The sequence below is a fragment of the Caulobacter sp. CCNWLW153 genome (assembly GCF_036889365.1).
GTDB lineage: Bacteria > Pseudomonadota > Alphaproteobacteria > Caulobacterales > Caulobacteraceae > Caulobacter > Caulobacter radicis.
Window position 1 is genome coordinate 196,342 of sequence record NZ_JBAKFV010000006.1, and the last position, 22,245, is coordinate 218,586.

At 68.0% G+C, this 22,245-nt stretch carries 20 protein-coding genes; 6 read left to right on the forward strand and 14 right to left on the reverse strand.

Annotated elements, in window-relative coordinates; all coding sequences use genetic code 11:
- Window positions 1-15: 15 nt before the first annotated feature.
- Both V6S85_RS11780 and lov read right to left on the reverse strand, forming a co-directional pair.
- A complete protein-coding gene (locus V6S85_RS11780; protein WP_334349006.1) occupies window positions 16-537 on the reverse strand; it encodes a pyridoxamine 5'-phosphate oxidase family protein in 522 nt (173 codons plus the stop codon).
- A gap of 225 nt (window positions 538-762) precedes the next feature.
- The gene (gene lov, locus V6S85_RS11785) at window positions 763-1,800 is read right to left on the reverse strand and encodes a blue-light-activated histidine kinase (RefSeq protein ID WP_334349007.1); all 1,038 of its coding nucleotides are present in this window, start codon (window positions 1,798-1,800) and stop codon (window positions 763-765) included.
- Window positions 1,801-2,056: 256 nt separating this feature from the next.
- Between lov and V6S85_RS11790 the strand changes: the two genes are divergently transcribed.
- The 3 genes from V6S85_RS11790 (at window position 2,057) to V6S85_RS11800 (ending at window position 5,863) form a co-directional block, all read left to right on the forward strand.
- Window positions 2,057-2,476: a response regulator gene (locus V6S85_RS11790; RefSeq protein ID WP_334349008.1), complete on the forward strand. Its 420-nt coding sequence runs from the start codon at window positions 2,057-2,059 to the stop codon at window positions 2,474-2,476.
- Window positions 2,477-2,628: 152 nt separating this feature from the next.
- On the forward strand, window positions 2,629-2,988 hold the full coding sequence (locus V6S85_RS11795; protein WP_334349009.1) for a hypothetical protein: 360 nt from the start codon (window positions 2,629-2,631) through the stop codon (window positions 2,986-2,988).
- Window positions 2,891-5,863, forward strand: a complete 2,973-nt coding sequence (locus tag V6S85_RS11800; protein ID WP_334349010.1) for a PAS domain-containing protein — start codon at window positions 2,891-2,893, stop codon at window positions 5,861-5,863. Before V6S85_RS11795 ends, V6S85_RS11800 begins: the two co-directional genes overlap by 98 nt.
- A 286-nt stretch (window positions 5,864-6,149) precedes the next feature.
- Here V6S85_RS11800 and V6S85_RS11805 read toward each other — a convergent pair whose 3' ends face one another.
- On the reverse strand, window positions 6,150-6,851 hold the full coding sequence (locus V6S85_RS11805) for a hypothetical protein (RefSeq protein WP_334349011.1): 702 nt from the start codon (window positions 6,849-6,851) through the stop codon (window positions 6,150-6,152).
- A gap of 189 nt (window positions 6,852-7,040) precedes the next feature.
- Window positions 7,041-7,625, reverse strand: coding sequence for a TetR/AcrR family transcriptional regulator (locus tag V6S85_RS11810; protein WP_334349012.1), 585 nt, complete (start codon window positions 7,623-7,625; stop codon window positions 7,041-7,043).
- A 104-nt stretch (window positions 7,626-7,729) separates the two neighbouring features.
- Here V6S85_RS11810 and V6S85_RS11815 point away from each other — a divergent pair, with 104 nt between their 5' ends.
- A complete protein-coding gene (locus tag V6S85_RS11815; RefSeq protein ID WP_334349013.1) occupies window positions 7,730-8,545 on the forward strand; it encodes an oxidoreductase in 816 nt (271 codons plus the stop codon).
- A gap of 39 nt (window positions 8,546-8,584) precedes the next feature.
- On the forward strand, window positions 8,585-9,610 hold the full coding sequence (locus V6S85_RS11820) for a zinc-binding dehydrogenase (protein ID WP_334349014.1): 1,026 nt from the start codon (window positions 8,585-8,587) through the stop codon (window positions 9,608-9,610).
- A gap of 145 nt (window positions 9,611-9,755) precedes the next feature.
- On the opposite strand, the gene V6S85_RS11825 is transcribed toward V6S85_RS11820, so the two are convergent.
- Genes V6S85_RS11825 through V6S85_RS11835 form a run of 3 tightly spaced genes read right to left on the reverse strand, consistent with a single transcriptional unit; the run spans window position 9,756 to window position 11,392 of the window.
- Window positions 9,756-10,526: a sulfite exporter TauE/SafE family protein gene (locus V6S85_RS11825; protein WP_116490023.1), complete on the reverse strand. Its 771-nt coding sequence runs from the start codon at window positions 10,524-10,526 to the stop codon at window positions 9,756-9,758.
- A gap of 4 nt (window positions 10,527-10,530) precedes the next feature.
- Window positions 10,531-11,064 carry a rhodanese family protein gene (locus V6S85_RS11830; protein WP_334349015.1) on the reverse strand — a complete coding sequence of 178 codons (534 nt, stop codon included), beginning with the start codon at window positions 11,062-11,064 and terminating at the stop codon, window positions 10,531-10,533.
- Window positions 11,033-11,392, reverse strand: a complete 360-nt coding sequence (locus tag V6S85_RS11835) for an ArsR/SmtB family transcription factor (RefSeq protein WP_334349052.1) — start codon at window positions 11,390-11,392, stop codon at window positions 11,033-11,035. The genes V6S85_RS11830 and V6S85_RS11835 overlap by 32 nt, the downstream gene beginning before the upstream one ends.
- 77 nt (window positions 11,393-11,469) lie before the next feature.
- Between V6S85_RS11835 and V6S85_RS11840 the strand changes: the two genes are divergently transcribed.
- Complete coding sequence (locus tag V6S85_RS11840) at window positions 11,470-12,363, forward strand: MBL fold metallo-hydrolase (RefSeq protein ID WP_334349016.1); 894 nt, start codon at window positions 11,470-11,472, stop codon at window positions 12,361-12,363.
- 83 nt (window positions 12,364-12,446) lie between these two features.
- Here V6S85_RS11840 and V6S85_RS11845 read toward each other — a convergent pair whose 3' ends face one another.
- From V6S85_RS11845 to V6S85_RS11875, 7 genes are all read right to left on the reverse strand, one after another.
- Window positions 12,447-13,289: a fumarylacetoacetate hydrolase family protein gene (locus V6S85_RS11845; RefSeq protein ID WP_334349017.1), complete on the reverse strand. Its 843-nt coding sequence runs from the start codon at window positions 13,287-13,289 to the stop codon at window positions 12,447-12,449.
- Window positions 13,290-13,322: 33 nt separating this feature from the next.
- Window positions 13,323-14,204: a VOC family protein gene (locus V6S85_RS11850; RefSeq protein ID WP_116490028.1), complete on the reverse strand. Its 882-nt coding sequence runs from the start codon at window positions 14,202-14,204 to the stop codon at window positions 13,323-13,325.
- A gap of 9 nt (window positions 14,205-14,213) precedes the next feature.
- Window positions 14,214-14,666, reverse strand: coding sequence for a GlcG/HbpS family heme-binding protein (locus V6S85_RS11855; protein WP_116490029.1), 453 nt, complete (start codon window positions 14,664-14,666; stop codon window positions 14,214-14,216).
- The gene (gene mhpA, locus V6S85_RS11860) at window positions 14,654-16,279 is read right to left on the reverse strand and encodes a bifunctional 3-(3-hydroxy-phenyl)propionate/3-hydroxycinnamic acid hydroxylase MhpA (RefSeq protein ID WP_116490030.1); all 1,626 of its coding nucleotides are present in this window, start codon (window positions 16,277-16,279) and stop codon (window positions 14,654-14,656) included. The genes V6S85_RS11855 and mhpA overlap by 13 nt, the downstream gene beginning before the upstream one ends.
- A gap of 73 nt (window positions 16,280-16,352) precedes the next feature.
- A complete protein-coding gene (locus V6S85_RS11865) occupies window positions 16,353-18,722 on the reverse strand; it encodes a TonB-dependent receptor (protein WP_116490031.1) in 2,370 nt (789 codons plus the stop codon).
- Window positions 18,723-18,930: 208 nt separating this feature from the next.
- The gene (locus V6S85_RS11870) at window positions 18,931-20,877 is read right to left on the reverse strand and encodes a glycoside hydrolase family 3 protein (RefSeq protein ID WP_334349019.1); all 1,947 of its coding nucleotides are present in this window, start codon (window positions 20,875-20,877) and stop codon (window positions 18,931-18,933) included.
- An 11-nt stretch (window positions 20,878-20,888) separates the two neighbouring features.
- Window positions 20,889-22,232, reverse strand: coding sequence for an MFS transporter (locus V6S85_RS11875; RefSeq protein ID WP_116490033.1), 1,344 nt, complete (start codon window positions 22,230-22,232; stop codon window positions 20,889-20,891).
- Window positions 22,233-22,245 lie beyond the last annotated feature (13 nt).

Consider the following 22,245-nt stretch of genomic DNA (forward strand, 5'->3'; position numbering starts at 1 on the left):
TCGCTGGCCAGAAGCTCACCAGCCCGATATCGCGCCTCTGGGCCCGGGCTCCTCGATCAAGATCGTCTGGGCTTGGCCTGGCGGCAATGCGTAGTCGATAAGCGAGATGATCCGTGGCGTCGCCTTCAGCACCGCTATGCTGTTGGCGCCCGGGTGAGGTGAATACGCCTTCCCGGCGGGAGTGTTCCACAACAAGGTGTTCAGCTGCGCGATCTGCTCACCCTCGGTCACTTCCGTGACCATGGCCGCTATCGAGAGTCCCGAGGTTTGAGATTTCCTCGCGCCGCCAACCGTGATCGACACCCGGCCGTCCTGCTGGATATTCGCCAGCTTTTGGCTGTTGCGGGCGACGACGAAATACAACAGGCCGCTATTATGGAGGTAGTTTACCGGCGTGGCCTGAGGCCAACCGTCGGGACGGTTCGTGGCCAGCGTCATGACTTGGTTGTCGTCTAGAATAGCGTTTATGCGTCGTCTTTGCTCGGCGGAGATCTTACCTGCTTCCCCTCCAGAGCAGCTGAGGCTGTCGGTGAGCATGGCGTTGTTCCTGGTCGCTGGGGGTTAATGCGGCCGCCGCCAGCGCACGGACATCGCAGCCGCTCAATGCTAATGCGTGCAGAACCTTAAGGCTGCGCCGGCCAAGGCAATGTCCAGAACCGGACGAGTCGTGGAGGCTTGGTTGTGGGCCTGGACGACGACTGCGCGCCTGCGCGCCATCCAAGAGTAGCGCCCTGGATCCGAATTGACGTGTCCGATGTGCGATCAACCGCCGGCGGCGACCCGAAACGGCGCGGGCTCGCCGGCTGCGTCCGGCACGGTGAATTCCGCCCGCAGGCCTGTGGGCGGCCAGTCCAGACGCGCCTGGCCGCGCAATTGGCGCTCGATGATCGCGGCGACCATGGCCGAACCGAAGCCCGACGTGCGTTGCTGCCGCGGCGGCGGCCCGCCAGTCTCTTCCCAGACCAAGTGAAAGCCGCTGGCATCATTGTGCGGGGCCCAACGCACGGCCAAGCCGCCGGCCGGCGTCGACAGGCAGCCATGGATCGCGGCGTTGGCGATCATCTCATGGAATACCAGAGCCAGAGGCTGGATCAGCGTCGCCCTGACCTGAATGTTGGGCCCGTCCAGAGTCGCACGGCCCAGGCCATAGGGCTCGATTTGCAGCCGCAGGACGTCTTCCAGCGGGGCGGCCTGCCAACGTCTCTCGGAGAGAAAGGCATGGGCCCTGGCCAAGGCCTGCACCCGTTGCTGCACCGCCGCGGCGTATTGCTGGATGTCTTGGGCGCGGCTGAGCCGCACGATGCCCTCGACGATCGCCAGGGCGTTCATCGCCCGATGGTCGATCTCACGCAGCAGGATGCGGTTTTCCTCGGCCTCGCTGGCCTGCGCAAAGCGATGTTGGGTGACGTTGACCTGCGAGCCGAAGAAGTAGATCAGCCTGCCAGCCTCGTCGTGCACGGGGCTGAGGCTGACCCGGTTCCAGAAGGTCGAACCGTCCTTGCGGTAGTTGAGGATCTCCACCTCGACGTCGCGCGCCTCCCGCACGGCTTGGCCAATGGCGTCGATCGCCGCGCGGGCCGTCTGGGGGCCTTGCAGCAGACGGCAGTTGCGGCCGATCACCTCGGCGAGCGCATAGCCTGTCAGATCCAAGAAGGCCTGGTTGGCCAGGATGATCGGGTTGTCGATCTGCCGCGGATCGCAGATGACCATCGGCGTGCGCGTACGATCCACGGCGACGAACACCAGATCCCGCCGATCGATCGGGCCTTGGTCCTCCAAGGACAAGGTCGCGTCGCTCAAAACAAACCTCCAACCCGATCAGCGCTTTCCCCGGGGCAGGACAACGCCAGGGTTTGGTGTGGGTTGCGATCTGTTCGCGAGACAAAGGGGCCGTGTCTCCAAAGGTGCACGGGATGGCTTTTGGCCATGGCGCCGAAGCCCGGGCCTGGGAATGATTATCCAACGGCGACGCAACTAAAACGCTCGCCTCGGGTTACGTCGGGTAGTCGACGTTGCTTGCGCCTTTCGGCGCGCAGGTCGCGCCAGGGGCATTTCGATGGGCAGTGAGGGCGGCGAGACCGCGGACGGAGCCCGCGCGGCGCCGCAAGTCGTGCTGGTCGTCGAGGATGAGGTGCTGGTCCGCATGCTGGCCTGCGACATCCTGGAAGACGCCGGCTACGACGCCTTGGAAGCCGTTGACGCCCGCGAGGCGCTCGTGCTGCTGGACGCCCGACCCGACATCGCCTTGATGTTCACCGACGTGGACATGCCCGGCGAAATCAACGGCCTGGGGCTTGCGCGTCTGGCGGCTCTGCGTTGGCCCAAACTGCCGATCATCGCCACCTCGGGGGCGGCTGTCCCAAAGCCCGTCGATCTGCCGGCGAACGGTCGATATCTTCCCAAGCCCTACCGGCCTTCGGCGCTTCTTGATCTGGTCATCGCCATGATGGCGCCGACGCCGATAGTCGACGCATGAATTCTCGTAGGGCCGAATAAGAGGCCCGCCCTTCCAAGCTGGACGTGATGTGGTGCTGGCCTCATCCGCATCGAGTTCACGAGCGGTCTCCAAGATATTCCAAGCCAGGTATGGCTTTCGCTTCGCGAGCCTCTGGTCGGCGAAGGACAGCCATGGCTGCCCACCCCATTCTGCACGTCGACGCCGGCCATGGCCTGGCGATGGCGATCATCGCCAGCGCGTCCGAACCGACCCTGCTTCTAGGTGACGATCTGATCGTCATCGCCGCCAGCGCCAGCTTCTGCCGAGCCTTCGAGGTCGACCCCGGCCAGACGGGCCGCCACGAGGGGGAGACTCGCGATCGATTTGATCTCGTCGATCGACTTTTCGAGCCCGAACTGTTCGGCTATCGCTACGGCTCAAAGAGAGTGGGCCGTGGACGATTTCAAAGCCGATGCTCAAGTCCCGAGGCCTGCGGTTCCTCGCCAGTTGCAGGGGGGCGGCGCGGTCGGCGATTTGATCCGCGCCCATGAATGGAGCGCGACCGACCTGGGGCCGATCGCAGCCTGGCCGGCGGAGCTTTTCTTCGCCGTGCAGACCGTACTGTCCTCGCGCGTGCCAATGGTGGTGCTTTGGGGAGCCGAGGGGCGCCTGATCTACAATGACGGCTATGCCGAGGTTTGCGGTCCCAGGCACCCGGCGTCCCTAGGCGGCAAGCTCCTGGAGATCTGGCCCGAAGCCGAGGGGTTCAACCGCAACGTCCTCGAAAAGGGCCTGGCGGGCGAGGCGCTCCACTACGCCGCCCAGCCCCTCGAGCTCTGGCGGCTTGGTCGCGCCGAGCAGGTCTGGATGGACCTTGAGTACACACCTATTCGCGACGACGCGGGCCGCCCGGTCGGCATTCTGGCTATGGTCTTCGACATCACCACGCGCGTCGTGGCGGAGCGGAAACTGGCCACCAGCGCGGGGGTCTTCCAGTTTCTCGACCATCTCGGGCTGGCGCTCAGCGCCTACAGCACCGCCGACGAAATCCTTCAGGTTACGACGCGCATGGTCGGCGAGCATCTGGGCGTCTCCAACTGCGCCTATGCCGATATGGACGCGGACGAGGACGGCCTCACGATCCGCGGCGACTGGCACGAACCTGGCTCGCCCTCGATCGTCGGCCACTACCGTCTAGCCGACTTCGGGGTCTTGGCCGTTCGGGAGCTTGGGGCGGGGCGTCCGCTGATCGTCAACGATAACCTCGCCGAACTTGCGCCGCACGAAGCCCAGACGTTCCAGGACATCGGTGTCGCCGCGACGATCTGCATGCCGCTGATCAAGGCCGGGCGCCTGGTGGCCCTGATGGCCATTCACGACAAGGTCCCTCACGCCTGGACCGACGACGAACTGGCCATCATTCGCGCGGTGACCGAGCGCTCATGGGCCCACATCGAACGCGCCGGCGCCGAGGCGGCCCTGCGCCGGCGCGAAGAACAGCTGCGGCTAGCGACTGACGCCGCCGAGATCGGTCTTTGGGACGTCGACGTCGTCAACGACACCCTCTACTGGCCGCCGCGCTTGAGGGCGATGTTCGGCCTGCTGACGGACCGTACCGTCACCCTGGCCGACTTCTACGCCGGTCTTCATCCCGATGACCTCGAAGCGACGGCGCGGGCCTTCGCCGCGGCGGCCGATCCCGCCGTGCGTGACGTCTACGATGTCGAATACCGCACCATAGGTCTGGAAGACGGGATCCTGCGCTGGGTCGCGGCCAAGGGCCGAGGCCTCTTCGAAGGCGACCGCTGCCTGCGGGTTATCGGCACGGCGATTGATATCACCGCGCGCAAAGCCAATGATCAAGCTTTGCGGGAGCTGAACCAGCACCTGGAGCGCCGGATCGCCGAGGGGATCGCCGAGCGGCGTCTGCTTGTCGACCTCGTGGAGAACACCGACGCCATCATCATTGTCATGGACCGGGACTACCAGGTGCTGGCGATCAATCGAGCCGGGATGGACGCCTTCGAGCGGGTCTACGGCGCCCGGCCGCAGGTTGGCGACAACATGATCACGCTGCTTGGCGAGCGACGAGGAGACGTCGCCGATGTCAGGGCCTCTTGGGATCGGGCGCTCGCCGGTGAGGAATACACCGACATCCGCGAATTCGGGAGCGCGGGGTATGAGCGCCGGTGGTTCGAGATGACGTTCCGCAACTACCGCGACGCCTCGGGCCAGATCGCCGGCGCCTACCAGTTCGTCTACGACGTCACCTCCAGGGTCGCCGAACAGCGCCGCCTGGCCGACGCCGAGGAGCAATTGCGCCAGTCCCAGAAGGTCGAGCAGCTTGGCCAACTGACCGGTGGCGTGGCCCACGACTTCAACAATCTTCTGACCCCGATCATCGGCTCACTCGACATGTTGAGCCGAAAGGCGCTGAACACCGAGCGCGAGCAGCGCCTGATCGACGGCGCCCTGCAATCGGCCGAGCGGGCCAAGACCCTCGTTCAGCGTTTGCTCGCCTTCGCCCGACGACAGCCCCTGCAGCCGACCGCTGTCGACACGGCGAGCCTCGTGGCGGGCATGGCCGACCTGGTGTCGAGCACGACCGGGCCACAGGTGCGGGTGGTGACCGACATCGCGCCAGACTTGCCCATGGCCCACGGCGATCTCAACCAGCTCGAGATGGCCATCCTCAATCTCAGCGTTAACGCACGCGACGCCATGGCTGACGGCGGCGAATTGAGCATCTCGGTGGGTATGTCGGCCTTGGATGAAGCCAAGCCTCAGGGCCTCACGGACGGGCGCTATATCAAGATCACGGTGGCTGACACCGGCGCTGGCATGGATGCGGCGACCATGGAGCGGGCGATCGAGCCTTTCTTCTCAACCAAGGGCATCGGCAAGGGCACGGGGCTTGGGTTGTCGATGGTTCATGGCCTGGCCCTGCAGCTCGGCGGTGCGCTCGATATTGCGAGCCGGATGGGTGTCGGCACCCGGGTGACGCTCTGGTTGCCGGTTAGCCAAAAGCTGAGCGCGGCGCCTATCGAAGGGCAGGGTGAGCCTCGAGCGGCAAGCGATCGGCACGGCGTTGTCCTCCTGGTCGATGACGAGGAGATCGTACGCGAGAGCACCGCCCGGATGCTGGAGGACTTGGGGTTCGAGGTCATTGAAGTTGGATCAGCCGAGCGCGCTCTGATGCTGATGAGGGAACGCGACGACCTCGCCTTGCTGGTGACAGACCACTTGATGCCCGGCATGGACGGCGCCCAGCTCGTGCGCGCCGTCAGATTCTCTCGCCCCTCCATGCCGGCCCTGATCATTTCCGGCTATGCGGAGGAGCATGGCATCGCGCCGGATCTACCGCGTCTGACCAAGCCTTTCCGCTCTCAGGAGCTGTCCGACGCCATCGCTGATCTTGGCCTCTAGGACGCAGAGGACGTCCGCTCCCAACTCGACAGTTCGATCAACGGCGGGGGCGATACGCGGTTTCGGGCCTAACTGTTGGAGTTCCGAAGATGGCTGAAGGTCGGCTGTTGGCGCAACCACGCCGCAAAAGCGGACGGCCTGACCGTCAGGGAAGGAGTGGCTCAGGCGGGGGGCGGGCGCTGCTGTGTAGGGCTTTCCCAGCGCTCGGAGGCCAGCAGCGTGAACTTTGCGAACAAGCCTTCGAGGCTGGGCCGCGTCTCGATCCGGCGCTTGGATCTCACGACACCTAGGACGTGATCCTCACGCCGCTGAAATGGGCCAGCGTGCCCGGGCCGATCCAGAGCGCTACGGCGCCCTTGGCGTCGGCGCCGTGCTTGAGGTCGCCAACGATCAGGGTCGGCTGCTCTGCGCCGTCAACATGCAGCCGAGCCTTGGAACCCGCCACCACAATCCGCATGTGCGTCCACCGCCCAGGTTCGAGATCGACGTAGGTCTCATACCTGGACGGGGTTTCGGCGCGCAGCCGCTCCCAAGGATAGTTTGGGTGAGAGATGTACTGGACGGCATGGTTGCGGCGTAACTGGTCGTCGGACCGGGCGTTGGTTGGACGCAGATAGATGGCCTCCAGCTGAGCTTCGTCGCGCACCCGGAAAGCCAGGCCCACGAAGCCTCGCGCCGTGGCGCTGGCTGTAGCGCTCGGGGCGCCGCTTATCCAGGCTTCGATGACGCCGTCGCCGAAGGCGGGCGTGTCGAGCTCCACCAGCCGATCGAGCTCTGGAACGTTTTCCAATGCCGTGGCGCGTAAGGCCGGACGGCCCATATAATTCGTCCGCACCGTGTCAACGCCGATGGCCCGGATCGCTCCAGTCTCCAGTCCCGTCCCGCCGACGGCGCGTGGTGCGGCTAGAGCCGCCAGGGAACTGGCTGAGGCCATTGTAAGCGCTGCGCCGCTGATCGCGGCCCGACGAGTTTGATCGTTGCCGGACATTGGACACTCTTGGTGGTGGACGAAGCCACTTTCATCGTCGCGCATGTCCGGATCAAGGCCATGCTTTGCGGGGGCAACCCCGACTGGGCGTGGATGAGAAGACGACTTCACCACTGTCCGCCTGACGTGACCCCCTGCTAATTCGGCAATTGGCGCGAACTCGCCAAAGACTAAGTAGTCAGACGCCGCCTAGGTCGCTGACGATGCGCTAGTTCGCAAAAGCGTCAGCGCCGCTTCTCGGCCCGCCGCGAGAATGCGATCGGACACCTCCGTGCTGTCGACGGCGCGCGCGATTTGCAGCGTGCCGATGCAGGTCGCCAGCAGCGCCGTGGCGGCGGCTTCCCGGTCCGAGGCGTGCGGCGGAAGGTAAGCAGCGACCAGCTCGGCGAACGCAGCGACGCGCCCGGTGTAGGCGGACCTGGTTTCCAGAGGCTCGCGCGCGATCTCGGCGGCAAGCGCGGAGGTGGCGCAGCCGTCCTGCGGATTGTCGCGGTGCTTTGGGGAGAGATAGGCCGCAATCAGCCCTTCGAGACCGTCAGCGGCAAGGATCTGTCGCATTTGGCCGGCCTGCGCGTCGAGGGCGGCGACCAGGCTTTCGCGCACCAGTTCGGCCTTGGACTCGAAGTGTGGATAGAAGGCGCCGTTCGTCAGGCCAGCGTCTTTCATGACGCGCGCCAGGCCGGAGGCGGCGATGCCGTCGGCCCGGAAGCGTTCCGAAGCCGCCTGCAGGATGCGCTCGCGCGACGCGTCCCGATGACCTTTTTCATAGCGCATGTCCTGCCTCCGAGATTCTCATTGCATTATGATCATACTTCCACATTATGATCATAATGCAATGAGCAGCGTCGCTCTTGCGCCTGCTGCCTACGGGAAGGCCCATGACCATTCAACGCAAGAAGATCGCCCTGGTGACCGGAGCGTCCGCCGGCATCGGCCAGGCCAGCGCCCAAGCTCTGGCCGCGAGCGGTTACACGGTCTACGGGACCAGCCGCCGACCGACCGTCGCCGCGCCCAATGGGGTTCGTATGGTGGTGTGCGACGTCACCGACGAGACGTCCGTCCGCGAACTGGTCGCCGAAGTGCTGGCCGAGGCAGGCCAGATCGACGTACTGGTCAACAATGCGGGTCTTGGCCTGACGGGCGGGGCCGAGGAAAGCTCGATCGGTCAGGTCCAGGCCCTGTTCGACGTCAACCTGTTCGGCGTCATGCGGATGACCAACGCCGTGCTGCCTTCAATGCGCGCCCGGCGCCAAGGTCGAGTTCTCAACATCAGCTCGGTTCTTGGACTGATCCCCGCGCCCTATTCCGCCCACTATGCGGCCACCAAGCATGCCCTGGAGGGCTATTCGGAGTCGCTCGACCATGAGGTTCGGGCCTTCAATGTCCGCGTCTCCCTGATCGAGCCGGGCTACATCCGCAGCACCTTCGACCAGAACGCCGTAGAGGCGGACGCCCAGATCGCCGTCTACGATCAGGCGCGGGCGGGCGTGCGGGCGCTTTTGGACGAGGTCATGCCGACCGCCGAGTTGCCCGAGGTGGTGGCCGCGGTGGTTCGCGCGGCCGCGGTCGATCCGCAGCCGCGCCTGCGCTACCCGGCCGGCAAGCTGGCCAAGCAGATCGCGCTGTTGCGCCGGTTCGCACCGGCCAAGGCCTTCGACAAGAGCCTGCGCAAGCAGATGCGACTGCCCGCATAGCCTCGCGCTCTGAGACCCCCGAACCCCAGGACTGCCGAAATGACCGACCAGGCTCTCGAAATGCACATCCCTCGCAAGGGATCGGCGATGGTGCTTACCGCGGTCGAGCGCCGCCTGCCGCCACCGGCCGCCGGTGAGGTCCGGGTCGCGATCGAAGCGGTCGGCGTGGCCTATGCCGACATCATGATGCGGCAGGGCGTCTATGCGGGGCACAAGCCGCCGATCACGCCGGGTTATGACCTGGTCGGCCGGGTCGAGGCGATCGGACCAGGGGTCAAGGACCTGGCCATCGGCCAGCGCGTTGCCGGGATCACCGTCTTCGGCTCCTACGCGACCCGCCGCAACGTCGCGGCGCAATGGCTGGTCCCCGCGCCAGAGGGGGTGGATGCGGGCCGGCTGGTGGCGGCGGTCCTGAACGGGGTGACGGCCTGGCAAATGCTCCATCGCATCGCCAACCCCGCGCCAGGCGAATGGGTCCTGGTGCACGGGGCTGGCGGCGGCGTGGGCGGTCTGCTGCTCGACATGGCGCGCATCGCCGGCGTGCGCGCCATCGGTACCGCCTCGCGCGGCAAGGCCGACGCCGTCGCCCAGCGCGGCGGCGAACCGATCGACTACGCGCGGGAGGACGTCGTCGCCCGGGCCATGGCCCTGAGCGGCGGCGGCGTGGCCGCGGCGTTCGACCACCTTGGCGGAAAGCACTTCAAGACGGTCTCGATGCCGGCGCTGCGTCCTGGCGGCGTCGGCGTGTTCTACGGCGCCTACGATGTCAGCCGAGGCGGCAAGGTCAATCCGCTGGCGGTGGCGGACCTGCTCCTGAACGCGCGGTTCTCCAGCCTTGGCCTGTTCGCCAAGGGGCAGGGCGTGGTCGCCTACTCCAGCGAGCCCTGGCGCGATGGACGGCCCAGCGCCTATCAAAACGATCTGGTCGCCGTGCTGAAGTTGGTGGCGGATGGCGTCGTGACCCCTGAGGTCGGCGCGACCTATCCGCTACGGGCGGCGGCGGAGGCTCATCGCGCGCTCGAAGCCAGATCGGTGACCGGCAAGATCGTGCTCCTCAACGACTGACCGCGCCTGGGCGAGCGTCGAGTTTCTGGAGACTCGCCAACGGCCGCTTTTGGCGCTGCCCCGCCAGTGATCGAACCTCGGCGTCAGCCGAGCAGGGTGGAAAGCAGCCCTTGGGATGCATGCGGAACGCCGACCTGTTAACCCCTTAGGCACCGATTGCCCGCCAGAGCACGTAGGCCGCCGTGGCAACGATCATGGTCGCGAACAGCTGGCGGGCCAGCAGGGCGCTTGAGGTCAGGCGCGGGGTCAGGCGCGCACCCGCTAGGACGCCGACAGCGCCGCCCCCGACCAGAGCCAGAAACAGACGTCCATCCACCAGCCCGGATGCGGCGTAGCTCAGGCTTGTCGCCGCGCCAAATAGGCTGACCGAGACCAAGGACGAGGCGGCCGCGTTTGCCAAGGCCATGCCAGTCGCGGCCATCAGGCCGGGCGCGATCAGGAAGCCGCCGCCGATGCCGAAAAAGCCTGACGCCAGGCCGGTGGCCGCGCCGGCGGGAACCAGCCTCAGGGCCTTGTCGGGATCGATATGGACGTCCGGGTCGCCCGACGAGCGCGGCGCTCGGAACATCGAAAGGCCGACTGCCGCCATGGCCAGGGCAAACCCGGCCAGCAGATGACTTCCAGACGCGGCCTTGGCCAAATGCGCGCCGACCAGCGAACCGACCAGGCCCGGCGCGCCGAAGGTCAGAGCGCAGGGCCACTTCACGCGACCCGCCCGGGCGTGGGCGGCGAGGCTCGTGGCGGCGTTGACCGCCACCGCCGCCGCCGAGGTCCCGATCGCCACGTGCGCGTCCCGGACCCCGACGACATAGAGCAGCAACGGGGTGGCCAACACCGAACCGCCGCCGCCGAACAGCGTCAGCAGCAGCGCGACGACCGCCCCGCTGAGGGCGGCGGCCAGAAGGCTCGCATCCATGATTTCACACCGAGACCGGACGGTTCCAGCGCGCAAGCGCCAGGAGCCGCGCCATGCCGCAGAAGCCGGTGATCCCCGCGGAGGTCAGGCCCGCGCCAACGAAGCCCGCCACGCCCAGGAACCAGGGCGAGACCGTCAGGCCCAGAATGACGCCGATCAGCACCAGCGATCCGGCGACGATCTGGACCTGGCGCATCATCTCCAGCGGGGCCTTGCGGTCGACCTCGATCGGCAGGCCAGCGCCGTTCCAGGCGTCGAGGCCGCCTTCCAGCACGTGCGCGGAACGCCCGCAAGCGGCCATGAGTCGCTCGCCGTTGGCGCCGGTGCGCATGCCCGAGCGGCAGGTGAAGATCACCTCGCGCGCGTCCGGCAAGCTCAGCCTCTTGGCGTCCAGGCTCGACAGCGGACGCGACAGCGCGCCTTTCGCGTGACGCCTGGCGAACTCATCGGGCTCACGGATGTCGATCAGGATGGCGCGGCCTTCCGCCAGGCGCCGGGCAGCTTCGTCAGGCTTCAGGAGATTCAAGGTCTTGGTCATGGGCGGCGTTCTCCGCTGGAGGGCAGAAGATCTCCGCGAGCGTGCCGACCACCTTGAGGGCGGCGGGATCGGCGATCCGGTACCAGACCACCTGGGCTTGGCGGCGCGAGGCCACGACACCCTCCACGCGCAGCACGGCCAAGTGCTGCGAAAGAGCCGATTGCGACAGGCCGACCAGGGGCTGGATCTGCCCCACTGACCGTTCGCCATCGGCGAGTTGGCACAGGATCATCAACCGTCGCTCGTTAGCCAAGGCGCGCAGGAGCTTGGCGGCCTGCGCGGCGCTGGCCTCGAACTGGCTGACATCAAAACGCGAGAGATCGAACATGAACGTCATATATTAGCTTGATCTAATTTAGCAATGCCTAATATATAGATCTTGCTAAAGGGGGGGGGGCTCCGGCCATGCGGCCCGACGTTCAAGCGTTTTTCGATACCGCCACCTTCACCGTCAGCTATCTGGTCGTCGACCCGGTCACTGGCACAGCGGCGATCATCGACCCCGTCCTCGACTTCGAGCCCAAGGCCGGCAAGCTTTCTACGCGCTCGGCCGACGCCATGCTGGCCGCCGTCGCGGCGCGCGGCCTGATCCTGACTTATGTGCTCGAGACCCACGCCCACGCCGACCATCTGTCGGCCGCCGACTACATCCGCGGCGAGACCGGCGCGAAGATCGTCATCGGGGCCAGGATCGTCGAGGTGCAGAAGGCCTTCATCCCGGTGTTTGAGTCCGAGTCCGCCGCCGACGGTTCGGCCTTCGACGTGCTGATGAAAGAGGGCGACGCGCTGCCGCTGGGCCAGCTGACGATCGGCGCGCTGCACACCCCCGGACACACGCCGGCCTGCCTGACCTATCGGATCGGCGACGCGGCCTTTGTAGGCGACACGATCTTCATGCCCGACTACGGCACCGCTCGCGCCGACTTCCCCGGTGGCGACGCGCGCACGCTGTTCCGCTCGATCCGCAAGGTCCTGGACTTGCCCCCGGAAACCCGGGTGTTCGTCGGCCACGACTACCTCCCCGAGGGCCGGTCGGACTATCGTTGGGAGACCACGGTGGCCGAGCAGCGGGCTCGCAACATCCACCTCCGGGACGGCCAGGCCGAGGATGCGTTCGTGGTCCTGCGCGAGGCTCGGGACGCGACGCTTCCAGCGCCCACCTTGATCCTGCCGTCGCTACAAGTGAACATCCGAGCCGGCGCCCTTCCAGCACCAACACCTTTCGGCGGCGTATTTCTCAGACTGCCCGTGACCGGATCACCTATCAGCAGGCAGCGGCCGGCCTCGTCTGTGCTTTGAGCGGTGCGACGTCCAGTTCCTTGAAGCAAGCCAATTTCCGCTGTTGGCGCGCTGCCGCCTGATCGGAGGCGGCGGCTAAACGACTACTCCTCGTCGATGACCGAGTTTGTGAGCAGGCCTATGCCGGTGATCTCGACCTCGACCACGTCGCCGGCCTTCATCCAGAGCGGCGGTTCGCGCTTGGCGCCGACGCCGCCCGGCGTGCCGGTCAGGATCAGGTCGCCCGGCGACAGCGGGGTGAATTCCGACAGATAGGCGATGATCGTCGGCAGGGGGAAGATCAGGTCGGCCAGGCTTGCGTGCTGCACCTGTTGGCCATTGAGGCGAGTGGTGACGGTGACGGCGTTCAGGTCGTCAATCTCGTCGGGCGTGACCAGCCAGGGGCCAAGGCCGCCGGTGCCGGGGAAGTTCTTTCCGGGCGTGAACTGCTGGGTGTGCCACTGCCAGTCGCGCACCGAGGCGTCGTTGGCGCAGGCGAAGCCGGCCACATGGCTCATGGCGTCGGCCTCGCTGATGTGGCGGCCGCCCTTGCCGATGACGACGGCCAGTTCGCCCTCGTAGTCGAGCATGGTCGAGCTTTGCGGGCGCACGATCGGGCCGCCGTGCGGGGTCAGGGTGTCGGCGAAGCGGGTGAAGATCGACGGATGGCCGACCTTGGCCCGGCCGGTTTCCTGGCGGTGGGTCTCGTAGTTGTGGCCGACGCAGAAGATCTTGCCTGGGGTCGTGACCACCGGCAGCAGCTCGATCTCGGAGACCGGCACGTCGAACGGCGCCTCAGCGGCCAGGGCCTGGATGGCGTCAAGGCGCAGGGCGGCGACGAGGTCGTGCTCGTCCGGGCCGGCGATCGCCCCGAAATCGGCGACGCGGTCGCCCTGGATGGCGCCGTAGGAGGGAACGCCGTTCCGCAGGAAGCTGATCAGTTTCATGGAGTTGGTCTCGACTCTTGGAGTGCGTTGCGTCTAGGCGGCCGCGGTCGGCAGGGGCGCGTGCCCGAAGGTGCGCTCGGCGGTGTTGAGGGCGGCGAAGTCCTTGCCCGACAGGCCCCACTGGTCGATGCGGCCTTCCGGCCAGGTCCAGTCCTCGGGCGCGCCAACCTTGTAGTCGTCGGGGATGATCTCGACGGCGGTGGAGAACTCAACGACCGCGCCGAACGGGGCGATGAAATAGGCGAACACGTTGTCGCCTGGGCCGTGGCGGCCGGGGCCCCAGGCGGGGACCGCGCCGGTGTCACGTAGGCGGCCGACGCCGCGCATCACCGCATCCAGGTCGGCCATCTCGAAGGCGATGTGGTTCAGCGACGTGAAACCGGCGCGCGCGAAGGCGGTGGAGTGGTGCGAGGCGTTGCAGCGCACGAACACCATGCCCTTGGTGCGGTCGGAGACCTTGAAGCCCAGGGCCGCCTCGGCGAAATCGGCCGTGGCCTCGGCGTTTGCGGCGTTCATGACCACGTGGGTCAGCTTGACCGGCAGGTCGCGGCCCTCGATCGGCTCGGCCAGGGCAGCGCCGTGCAGGAAGCGGAACACCTCGCCCTCGGGCAGCTGGACCAGGATCCCTGCGCCGCCGCCGAGATCGTCAGAGGTGGTCTCGACGACAGGGGCGCCGGCCGCGCGGGCCTTGTCGGCGATTTCGGCGACCTCGGCCTCTTCGCCGACGAAGGTGGTGCAGCGCACCGACGATCCCGGCGTCTCGGTCATGGCCACGAGATAGGGGAAGGTCCCCGAACCGCGGAGATAGCGGGTATCGCCCGCCGCGCCGGCGTCGGCCAGGCCCCAGATGTCGGTCAGGAACGCGGCGGCCGCGGCGGTGTCGGGCAGGTTCAGTTCGATGCTGCGAAGGCGCATGGCGGCTCCTTAAGCTTGGGGCGCGGGCGCGCCGCCCGGATCGGGGGTGAGGTCGGCGGCGATGACCCCGGCGATGGCGCAGGCCTCGTCGGCGTCGCCGGTGTCGCCGCTGATGCCGACGGCGCCGATGATCAGCCCTTGCGGGTCGCGGATCAGCACGCCTCCGGGCGAGGGGGCCATGGCCCCGCCGCTGATCGCGAACAGGGCGGAGTAGAACACCGGCGCGGCGTTGGCGCGCTTGGCCAGCTCGCGGCTGCCATAGCCCATGCCGAGCGCGCCAGTGGCCTTGGCCACGGCGATCTGCGGCCGCATCAGGCTGGCGTCGTCCTCGCGCTTGAGCGCCACCAGGTGCGCGCCGGCGTCGAGCACGGCCACAGCCAGCGGCTGGTAGCCGTCGCGACGGGCTTGGGCGAGAGCGGCGTCGACGATGAGGGAGGCGGCCTCCAGGGTCAGGCGGGACATGGGGTCTCCACGCGGGCGGCGAGCGTCAGGGACAGATCGGCGCGAAGCTGGTCGATCAGGGCGGGCAGGTCGGCGGGGGCCTTGGCCAGGCCGTAGACGTAGCGGTCGGGGCGCAGCAGCACGGCGGCGGCGTCCCTGGCGTCGAGCCAGGCGGCCAGGGCGCCGTCGGCGTCGTCGAGGTCGCGGCCCAGCACATGGACCCGTCCGCCCAGGGCGGCCCAGTCGGCCCACTCGGCGAAGGCGGTCAGGGCCGGGGTGGCGGCGAGGGGCTCGCGGGCGATGACGCAGAAGCCTCGGCCCAGGACCTCGTCGAGCAGCAGGCGCTGGGCGCCGACGCGCGGATGAATGAAGCGCTCGCCGCAGCCGGGGCGCACGACGCCAGCCTGATACGCGGGGATCAGGTCAGCGGCGGTGGCGCCGGGGACGCTGGCGGCCATGGCCTGGCGCATCCTGGCGTCGCGCTCGGCGGCCTTGGCGGGGTCGAGCTCGCAGATGTAGCGGCCGGCGGCGACGGCCGCGCCGATAACGCCGCGCACATGGGGGTCGCGCTCGGGCTGGTAGGTGTCGAGCAGGGTCTGGTCGGCCAGGCCGCCTACGACCAGCGGCAGCTTCCAGGCCAGATTGGCCACGTCGCGCAGGCCATGGCACATGCCCTGGCCGAAGAACGGCGGGGTCTGGTGGGCCGCGTCGCCGGCCAGGAACACCCGGCCCACGCGCCAGCGCTCGGCGACCAGACCGTGGAAGCGGTAGGTGGCCGCGCGCACCAGGCGATAGGTCGAGCCGGCCACCCAGGGGGCGATCAGGGCCTCGACGGCCTCGGGTCGCATCATCGCCTGGTCGTCCTCGCCGGGCAGCAGCATGAACTCCCAGCGGCGGTGATCGCCGCGGCCGGGGACGATGGTGGTGGGGCGGCGCGGGTCGCACAGCATCACCGACAGCTGCTGCAGGTCCGCGCCGGCGGGCAGGCCCGGGATCGGCGGGAAGCTTATGGGGCCGTCGACCTCGGCGTCGACCACCAGCCAGGGCTCCTCGAAGCGCAGGTCGTCCAGCCGCACGCCCAGGCTCTTGCGCACGGCGCTGCGGGCGCCGTCGCAGGCGATGACCCAGCGGGCGCGCAGGGTCTGGCCGTCGGCCAGGGCCAGGGCCACGCTGTCCTCGTCCTGGGTCAGACTCTCCAGCCGCGCGCCCAGGCGCAGGTCCACCCCGGCGAAGCGGTCCAGGGCCCCGCGCAGCTGGGCCTCCAGCTCGGGCTGGTAAAAGAAGTAGTCGTTGGCCCAGCCGAAGCGCCTGGCCTGGCCGGCCGTGCCCATGTAGCGGATCACCCCACCGTCGGCCCCGATGTGCAGATGGCCCTGGGTCTCGCGCATCAGGGGGCGCAGCCGGTCCACCAGTCCCGCACCCTGGAAGATACGCATCATCTCGTGGTCCAGGTGCACCGCCCGCGGCAGCGGATGCGGATCGCGCTCCTGCTCCAGGACCACCACCTGCAGCCCCGCAGCCCCCAGCAGATTGGCCGCCATGGCCCCAACGGGACCGCAACCGATTATAGCGACCTCATAGAAAGGCGCGGCGTCCCCGGACGGCGGGACGGAAGAAGAGGCGGGACGCGACATTCACGGTTCCGGCGATGAAAGCTGAAAAAAGGCTGGCGCGCCGGCGGAAGGGGCCGGCGCGCCCAGGAGGGGATCAGAAGTTCACGCGCAGGGTGGCGCCGGCGTAGCGGGCGGCGTCCTTGGAGGTGAAGAACAGGATGTTGCCGGGATTGGCCGCGTTGGTGACGATGTTGTCGCGCTGCATGCCGACGGCGTAGTGCTTGTCGGTCAGGTTGCGGACGAAGATCGTGAGCTGATAGCGGTCGTCGGCCGAGCGGGCCCCGACGCTGGCGTCGAAGGTGGTGTAGCCGCCCTGGCGCAGGGCCTTGTCCTGCTCCAGCGAGAACAGCACCTCGCTCTGGCTGTTCATGCCCAACTGGCCGAAGCCGACCCAGGCACCGCCCGGCAGGTCGGTCTCGTAGCGGACGTTGAGGTTGCCGCGCCAGTCGGGGGCGTTGGGCAGGATGCCGTCGCGCACGTTCTGGACCGTGCCGCTGCCGAGGCGGAAGCAAGTGTTGACCGGTTCGGCCGCGCCGGAAGCCAGGGTCATGGGCGTGGCCTGGGCGGGCAGGGCGCAGGCGATGCGGTCGGCGTCGAAGCGGGCTTCCAGGCGCGTCACGCCGCCGTTGATCGACCAGTGGTCGTCAGGACGGATCGAGAACTCGACTTCCAGGCCCTTGGACACCGAGGTCCCGGCGTTGGTCGGCACCGACACGTTCGGGGCGATCGTCGACTGGACCTGAAGGTTGTCGTATTTGGCGTAGAACAGCGCCGTGTTCAGGGTCAGGCGACCCTGGAAGGCCTGTTGCTTGTAGCCCAGCTCGTAGGCGTTGACGGTCTCGGGCTTGACGGCGGTCTGGCCCGCGAAGTCGGCGGTGATCTCGACGTCGTAGCCCTGGCCTTTATAGCCCCGCGACCAGGTCGCGTAGGTCTGGGCGCGGCTGCTGAAGGCGTACTTCACGCCGGCCTTGCCCGACAGGTCGGTGTCGGACACCTCGCCCTTGCCGGTGTTGGCCGCGAACAGCAGGCGGTCGCCGGCGAAGGCCGGATTGGCGGTGCGCTCGCCCCAGTACGACACCGTCTCCTTCTGCAGGCGGAAGCCGCCGAACACCGACAGGGCGTTGGTCAGCTTGTAGTCGGCCTGGCCGAAGGCGGCGATGTTGTCGGTCTGGGTGTTGGCCTGGTGCGAGGCCGACGAGAAATAGTAGGTGGGGCAGGCCTGGCCGTAGGCCGCCGGGGTGGTGACGCAGCCGCCGACGCGGCGGGTGAAGGCGCGGTCGAGGTCCAGGTTGAAGTAGAACAGGCCCACTGTGTAGGTCAGCGGCTGGTTCGACGGTGAGGTCAGGCGCAGTTCCTGAGTGAACTGCGAGATGTCGATCGTCCCGCCGTTGACGCCGAAATAGCCGTTGCCGAAGGGCACGTAGACCGGCGTGGACGCCACGAAGCCGTCGACGTCGACGTTGTTCTTCATCTTCCAGGTGCGATAGGCGGTGACCGATGTCAGCGTATGGTCGCCCAGCTCGTAGTTGGCCTCGACTGACAGGCCCTTCTGCTGGGAGTCGGCGAAGGTGTTGCTGTCGCTCATCACGCTGCGGTTGGAGACCGAGGCGACGATCGGCGAGCGCAGGCCGTTCAGGACGCTGTTGGAGGTCTGGTAGGGGATCGGCTGGCAGCAGTCGGACTTGCTGTCGCGATAGTCGGCGGTGGCCAGGATGTTCAGCTTCTCCGAAGCCAGCCATTCCAGCTTGCCGCGCACGCCGAGGTCTTCGCCGCCGTAGACCCAGTCCTTCTTGCCGTAGTCGTAGATGTAGCCGCGGTTGTCGTTATAGAACGCGGTTAGCCGCGCGCCGACCGTGTCGCTGAGCGGGCCCGACACCGAGCCGCGCAGGCGGTACTCGCCCTGTTCGGCGGCGGTGGCTTCGGCCACGGCCTCGAAGCTCTTGGACGGGCGCTTGGTGACGATGTTGATGACGCCGGCGGTGGCGTTCTTGCCGAACAGCGTGCCTTGCGGACCGCGCAGAACCTCGACGCGCTCGACGTCGATCAGGTCCTGGAAGCCCTGGCCCTGGCGCGACATCACTACGCCGTCGACGACGAACGAGACCGCCGATTCCAGGCCGGCGTTGAACAGGGCCGTGCCCACGCCGCGGATACGGACGTTGTTGTTCAGGTCGCTGGTCGACTGGGTGAAGGTCAGCGACGGCACCAGCGAGGCGACGCCGGCGGTGCTGTTGACCTGGTTGCGCTGCAGGGCGTCGGCGCCCAGGGCGGTCACGGCCAGGGGGACGTCCTGAAGGCGCTCGCTACGTTTCTGGGCTGTGACGACGATCTCGGTCACCGCCGTGTCGTCGATGGTCGCGGCGGCGTCCTGGGCCATGGCCTGGCCGGAGATCAGGGCGCCCAGCGCCACGGCGGCGGTAGAGACCATGTAGCGCGAACGCCGGGTGAATTTGACGGTGATCAAGGAATAGTCCTCCCCAACTTATTATTGATGGCCTTCCGGCGGGCCGCCCCTGCGGGCTGGCCGATGAGCGAGACATGGCGCGCTCCGTGCCCCTTGGTCCAATGATGGATTGTCGGTACGTACGCTATTTTACTTATGACTGATCGCGGCGGAGTCCGACCTTGTCGAAGCCAGGGCGACGCGCCGCGTGAACGGCTGCGCTCGGGGTCTAGCGGTTCCGTCCGAAGCCGGTGCGGTAGAGGGGATCGGCCGAATCGGCCGGCACGTCGGGAAGCTGCGCCTCAACGGCGGCTTCGGACGACGGCAGCTCGAACGGCAGCCGGCCCTGGAACGGGGCGTCGCCGGTCAGCATGTCGAGCAGGGCCTCGTCGGAGGCTCCGAAGTCGGCGATCAGGACGTTGGCCCTGGCGCGGATCGGCGTCAGTATGGCGGGCCGGTCGAGATAGGCGCTGACGATCGTGCGCGTCGCCGCGCTCGCGCGTTCGACAGCCTGGCGGTCGGCGTTGTCCTCGGCGAAGGCCAGGCCGCCTTCGTGGTGGCGCGAGCCGAAGAAGTACTGCGGACGGGTCTTGAACGGGGCGACGATGCGCAGCAGCGTGACGTCGGCGTCTTCGGGGCGGTCGACCACCTGGAAGCCGCGGGCCTCGGCAGCGGCCTTGGACACCTTCCACAGCCAGACCTTGGGCCGCTTGTCCGCGGATAGCGGCAGGAGGCCGCCGCTGTTTTCCAGCAGCACCAGCGATCGGCGCTGGGCGTCGAGCGCGGCGGCCCTGGCCGCCGCGTCGCCGACCACGGCCTCGGCCCCGGCGGGATCCACATAAGGGTTTTCGAACAGGCCAAGCTCGAAGGTCAGTTCCAGCATCCGCCGAGCCGACTCGTCGAGCCGCGTCTGCGAAACCCGCCCCGAGCGGACGAGGTCCGTCAGGATGTCGGCGTCCATGACGCCGCCGAACTGGTCGACGCCGGCGTCGATACCCTTGGCGAAGCGCTCGGACTTGCTCAGCGTCTCCACGCCCCAGGGCATGCCGACCTCGTCGTGATGCAGGGTGCCGTTGACGCACGGTGCGTCGCAGTCGTCGGTGATCTTCCAGTCGGTGAGAACGAAACCCTTGTAGGCGTATGTTCCGCGCAACAGGTCGGTAACCATCTGGCGGCTGAAGCCGGCGCCGACGCGCTCGGCCTGCCGGCCGTTGATCAGCAGACCCTCGGGCGGCCGTCCGTAGGTGGGCATGACGCCGGAGACCTTGGCGTCGAAGGCGCCCAGGAAGGGCTGGACATGTTGCTGGAAGCGCCCGCCGGGAAAGGCGATGTCCTTGCCGTAAGGATTGTGGGCGTCGTAGCCCGCGGGCTGGGCGCCGTAGCCGACCCAGTGCTTGACCACGGTGGCGACGCCGTTCGGGCCGGGGCCTTCGCGCCCTCCCTGGAAGCCTTCGACATAGGCCTCGACCAGCTTCCCGGTCAGTTCCGGGTCGTCGCCGAAGGTGCCGTTGATGCGCGGCCAGCGCGGTTCGGTCGCCAGGTCGGCCATCGGCGACAACGCCATGGTGATCCCGACCGCGCGGTATTCGCGAGCGGCGATCCGGCCGAAATCACGCACCAGGGCCGGGTCGCGGATCGCGGCCATGCCGGTGGTCTCGGGCCATTGCGAGAACTGCCCGGCGCTGACGCTGACGCCCAGGGCCGCCTGGAAATGGTTGCGTGGGTCGCTGCTGAACACGATCGGCACGCCCAGGCGGCTGTCCTCGGCCATAGCCTGGGCGGCGTTGGCCATTTCGGCCAGGTCGCGGGGCTTGCCGCTGACCCGGTGGATGAAGAAGCGGACGTGGCGCTGCTGGATCCAGGGCTTGAACGCGGCCAGGTCCCAGGGCGCGCGCAATTCGCCGCCCTGACCCGGCGGGGTGCCATGCATCAAAACGCCGGCCTTCTCTTCCAGCGTCATCCGCGCCACCAGATCCCGGGCGCGGACCGCCGCGGGCAGGCGCCAGTCCTCGTAGGAGTCGAGCCGATGGTTGCGGTCGAGATCCTTGAAGGCCAGGCCGTCCTGCTCGATCAGCGGCGCGGTGCGACGGCCCAGTTCGACCTGTTCGGCGGGACGCGGCGCGGCGGCGGTGAGCATCACCAGCAGGCTGGGGGCGAGCAGAAGGGTCTTAAGCATGACGATGTGCCTCAGGCGCTCTTTGCGACGGTGACGAGACCGACTTCCAGCGCCCTGCGCCGGATGGAGAAGATGGCGGCGGCGGCCAGCTGGGCCAGGGCGAGCATGCCCAGGGTCAGGAGCAGAGCGTCGCCGGTCTGCTGGGCCAGGCCGATCAGCAGGGGGCCGAGCACGCCGCCGATCCGGTTGACCCCGACGGCGACCCCGACCCCGGTGCCGCGCAGGCCGGTCTCGTAGCTCATGGCGATGAAGTTGTTCATGACCGCTTGGGCGCCGAAGACGAACAGCCCGGTCAGCGCCACGACGACCATCGCCGCCGGCGTGCTGATCGCCGGGACCAGCAGCAGCAGGGCGACGGCCCCGCCGGCGAAGCCCGCGGCCATGGTCGGCACGCGGCCGTAGCGGTCGGCCGCCCAGCCGCCGATCGCGCCGCCCACGATCTGCATGGTCATCAGCAGCGAGCCATAGCCGAAGGCCGTCCGCACGCCCGCGCCCTGAGCCAGCACGATGCTGGGCAGCCAGCCGGTCAGGCCGTGGATGCAGAACAGGCTGAGGGCGCCGGCCACCCAGATCGCTAGGGTCACGCCGCGATAGCGCTCGCCCAGCAGGGCCAGGAACGAACCGGATGAGGCGGGCGGCTCGCCGGTGACGAAGCCTTCGGCCGACGCATAGGTATGGGCGCGCTCGGGGCGGGCCTGGGCGAGCAGGCGGGCGACCTCGGCGTGGCGGCCCTTGCGCACCAGGTGACGCACCGATTCTGGCAGCAGGAAGTGTCCGGCGATCGCCAGGGGAACCGCCAGCACGCCGATCAGATAGAGCTCGCGCCAGCCCCAGACCGGCCCGATGGTCATGCCGGCCAGGCCCGCGGCGATGCCGCCCAGCGAGAACGGCAGCACGAAGGCCAGGGTGGCGTAGCGGTTGGCGCAATTGCTGGGCGCCCATTCGTTGACGTAGACGAAGGCCAGGGGCGAGATCATGCCCAGGCAGACGCCGAGCAGGCCTCGCAGCACGCAGAATTCCACGAAGGTGGGAGCCCAGAGCCAGAGGGCCAGGCTGGCCAGCCCCAGGCCCCAGACGGCCGACAGCATCAGCCGGCGACGGCCGAAGCGGTCGGCCAGCGGACCTTGCAGGATGGCCCCGAAGGCCAAGCCGGCCAGGCCGATCGACAACATCAGGCCGATCTGCGGGGCCTGCAGGCTCCATTCGGCCTTCACGTAGGGGGCGACATAGGCGGCGTTGAACAAGTCGTAGCCGTCGATGAAGAGCATCGCCCCGATCAGCAGCGCGAACCCGATGTGGAAGCGGCCCAGGCGGGTCTCGCCCAGTTCCCGCGTGACGTTGATCGCGCCGTGCATCGATGTTCCTCCC

What these genes read in the sequence shown, in the direction of transcription:
- V6S85_RS11780 (WP_334349006.1), bottom strand. Translation starts at nt 537, where the DNA reads ATGCTCACCGACAGCCTCAGCTGCTCTGGAGGGGAAGCAGGTAAGATC.
- V6S85_RS11790 (WP_334349008.1), top strand. Translation starts at nt 2,057, where the DNA reads ATGGGCAGTGAGGGCGGCGAGACCGCGGACGGAGCCCGCGCGGCGCCG.
- V6S85_RS11795 (WP_334349009.1), top strand. Translation starts at nt 2,629, where the DNA reads ATGGCTGCCCACCCCATTCTGCACGTCGACGCCGGCCATGGCCTGGCG.
- V6S85_RS11805 (WP_334349011.1), bottom strand. Translation starts at nt 6,851, where the DNA reads ATGTCCGGCAACGATCAAACTCGTCGGGCCGCGATCAGCGGCGCAGCG.
- V6S85_RS11810 (WP_334349012.1), bottom strand. Translation starts at nt 7,625, where the DNA reads ATGCGCTATGAAAAAGGTCATCGGGACGCGTCGCGCGAGCGCATCCTG.
- V6S85_RS11815 (WP_334349013.1), top strand. Translation starts at nt 7,730, where the DNA reads ATGACCATTCAACGCAAGAAGATCGCCCTGGTGACCGGAGCGTCCGCC.
- V6S85_RS11820 (WP_334349014.1), top strand. Translation starts at nt 8,585, where the DNA reads ATGACCGACCAGGCTCTCGAAATGCACATCCCTCGCAAGGGATCGGCG.
- V6S85_RS11825 (WP_116490023.1), bottom strand. Translation starts at nt 10,526, where the DNA reads ATGGATGCGAGCCTTCTGGCCGCCGCCCTCAGCGGGGCGGTCGTCGCG.
- V6S85_RS11830 (WP_334349015.1), bottom strand. Translation starts at nt 11,064, where the DNA reads ATGACCAAGACCTTGAATCTCCTGAAGCCTGACGAAGCTGCCCGGCGC.
- V6S85_RS11835 (WP_334349052.1), bottom strand. Translation starts at nt 11,392, where the DNA reads ATGTTCGATCTCTCGCGTTTTGATGTCAGCCAGTTCGAGGCCAGCGCC.
- V6S85_RS11840 (WP_334349016.1), top strand. Translation starts at nt 11,470, where the DNA reads ATGCGGCCCGACGTTCAAGCGTTTTTCGATACCGCCACCTTCACCGTC.
- V6S85_RS11845 (WP_334349017.1), bottom strand. Translation starts at nt 13,289, where the DNA reads ATGAAACTGATCAGCTTCCTGCGGAACGGCGTTCCCTCCTACGGCGCC.
- V6S85_RS11850 (WP_116490028.1), bottom strand. Translation starts at nt 14,204, where the DNA reads ATGCGCCTTCGCAGCATCGAACTGAACCTGCCCGACACCGCCGCGGCC.
- V6S85_RS11855 (WP_116490029.1), bottom strand. Translation starts at nt 14,666, where the DNA reads ATGTCCCGCCTGACCCTGGAGGCCGCCTCCCTCATCGTCGACGCCGCT.
- mhpA (WP_116490030.1), bottom strand. Translation starts at nt 16,279, where the DNA reads ATGTCGCGTCCCGCCTCTTCTTCCGTCCCGCCGTCCGGGGACGCCGCG.
- V6S85_RS11870 (WP_334349019.1), bottom strand. Translation starts at nt 20,877, where the DNA reads ATGCTTAAGACCCTTCTGCTCGCCCCCAGCCTGCTGGTGATGCTCACC.
- V6S85_RS11875 (WP_116490033.1), bottom strand. Translation starts at nt 22,232, where the DNA reads ATGCACGGCGCGATCAACGTCACGCGGGAACTGGGCGAGACCCGCCTG.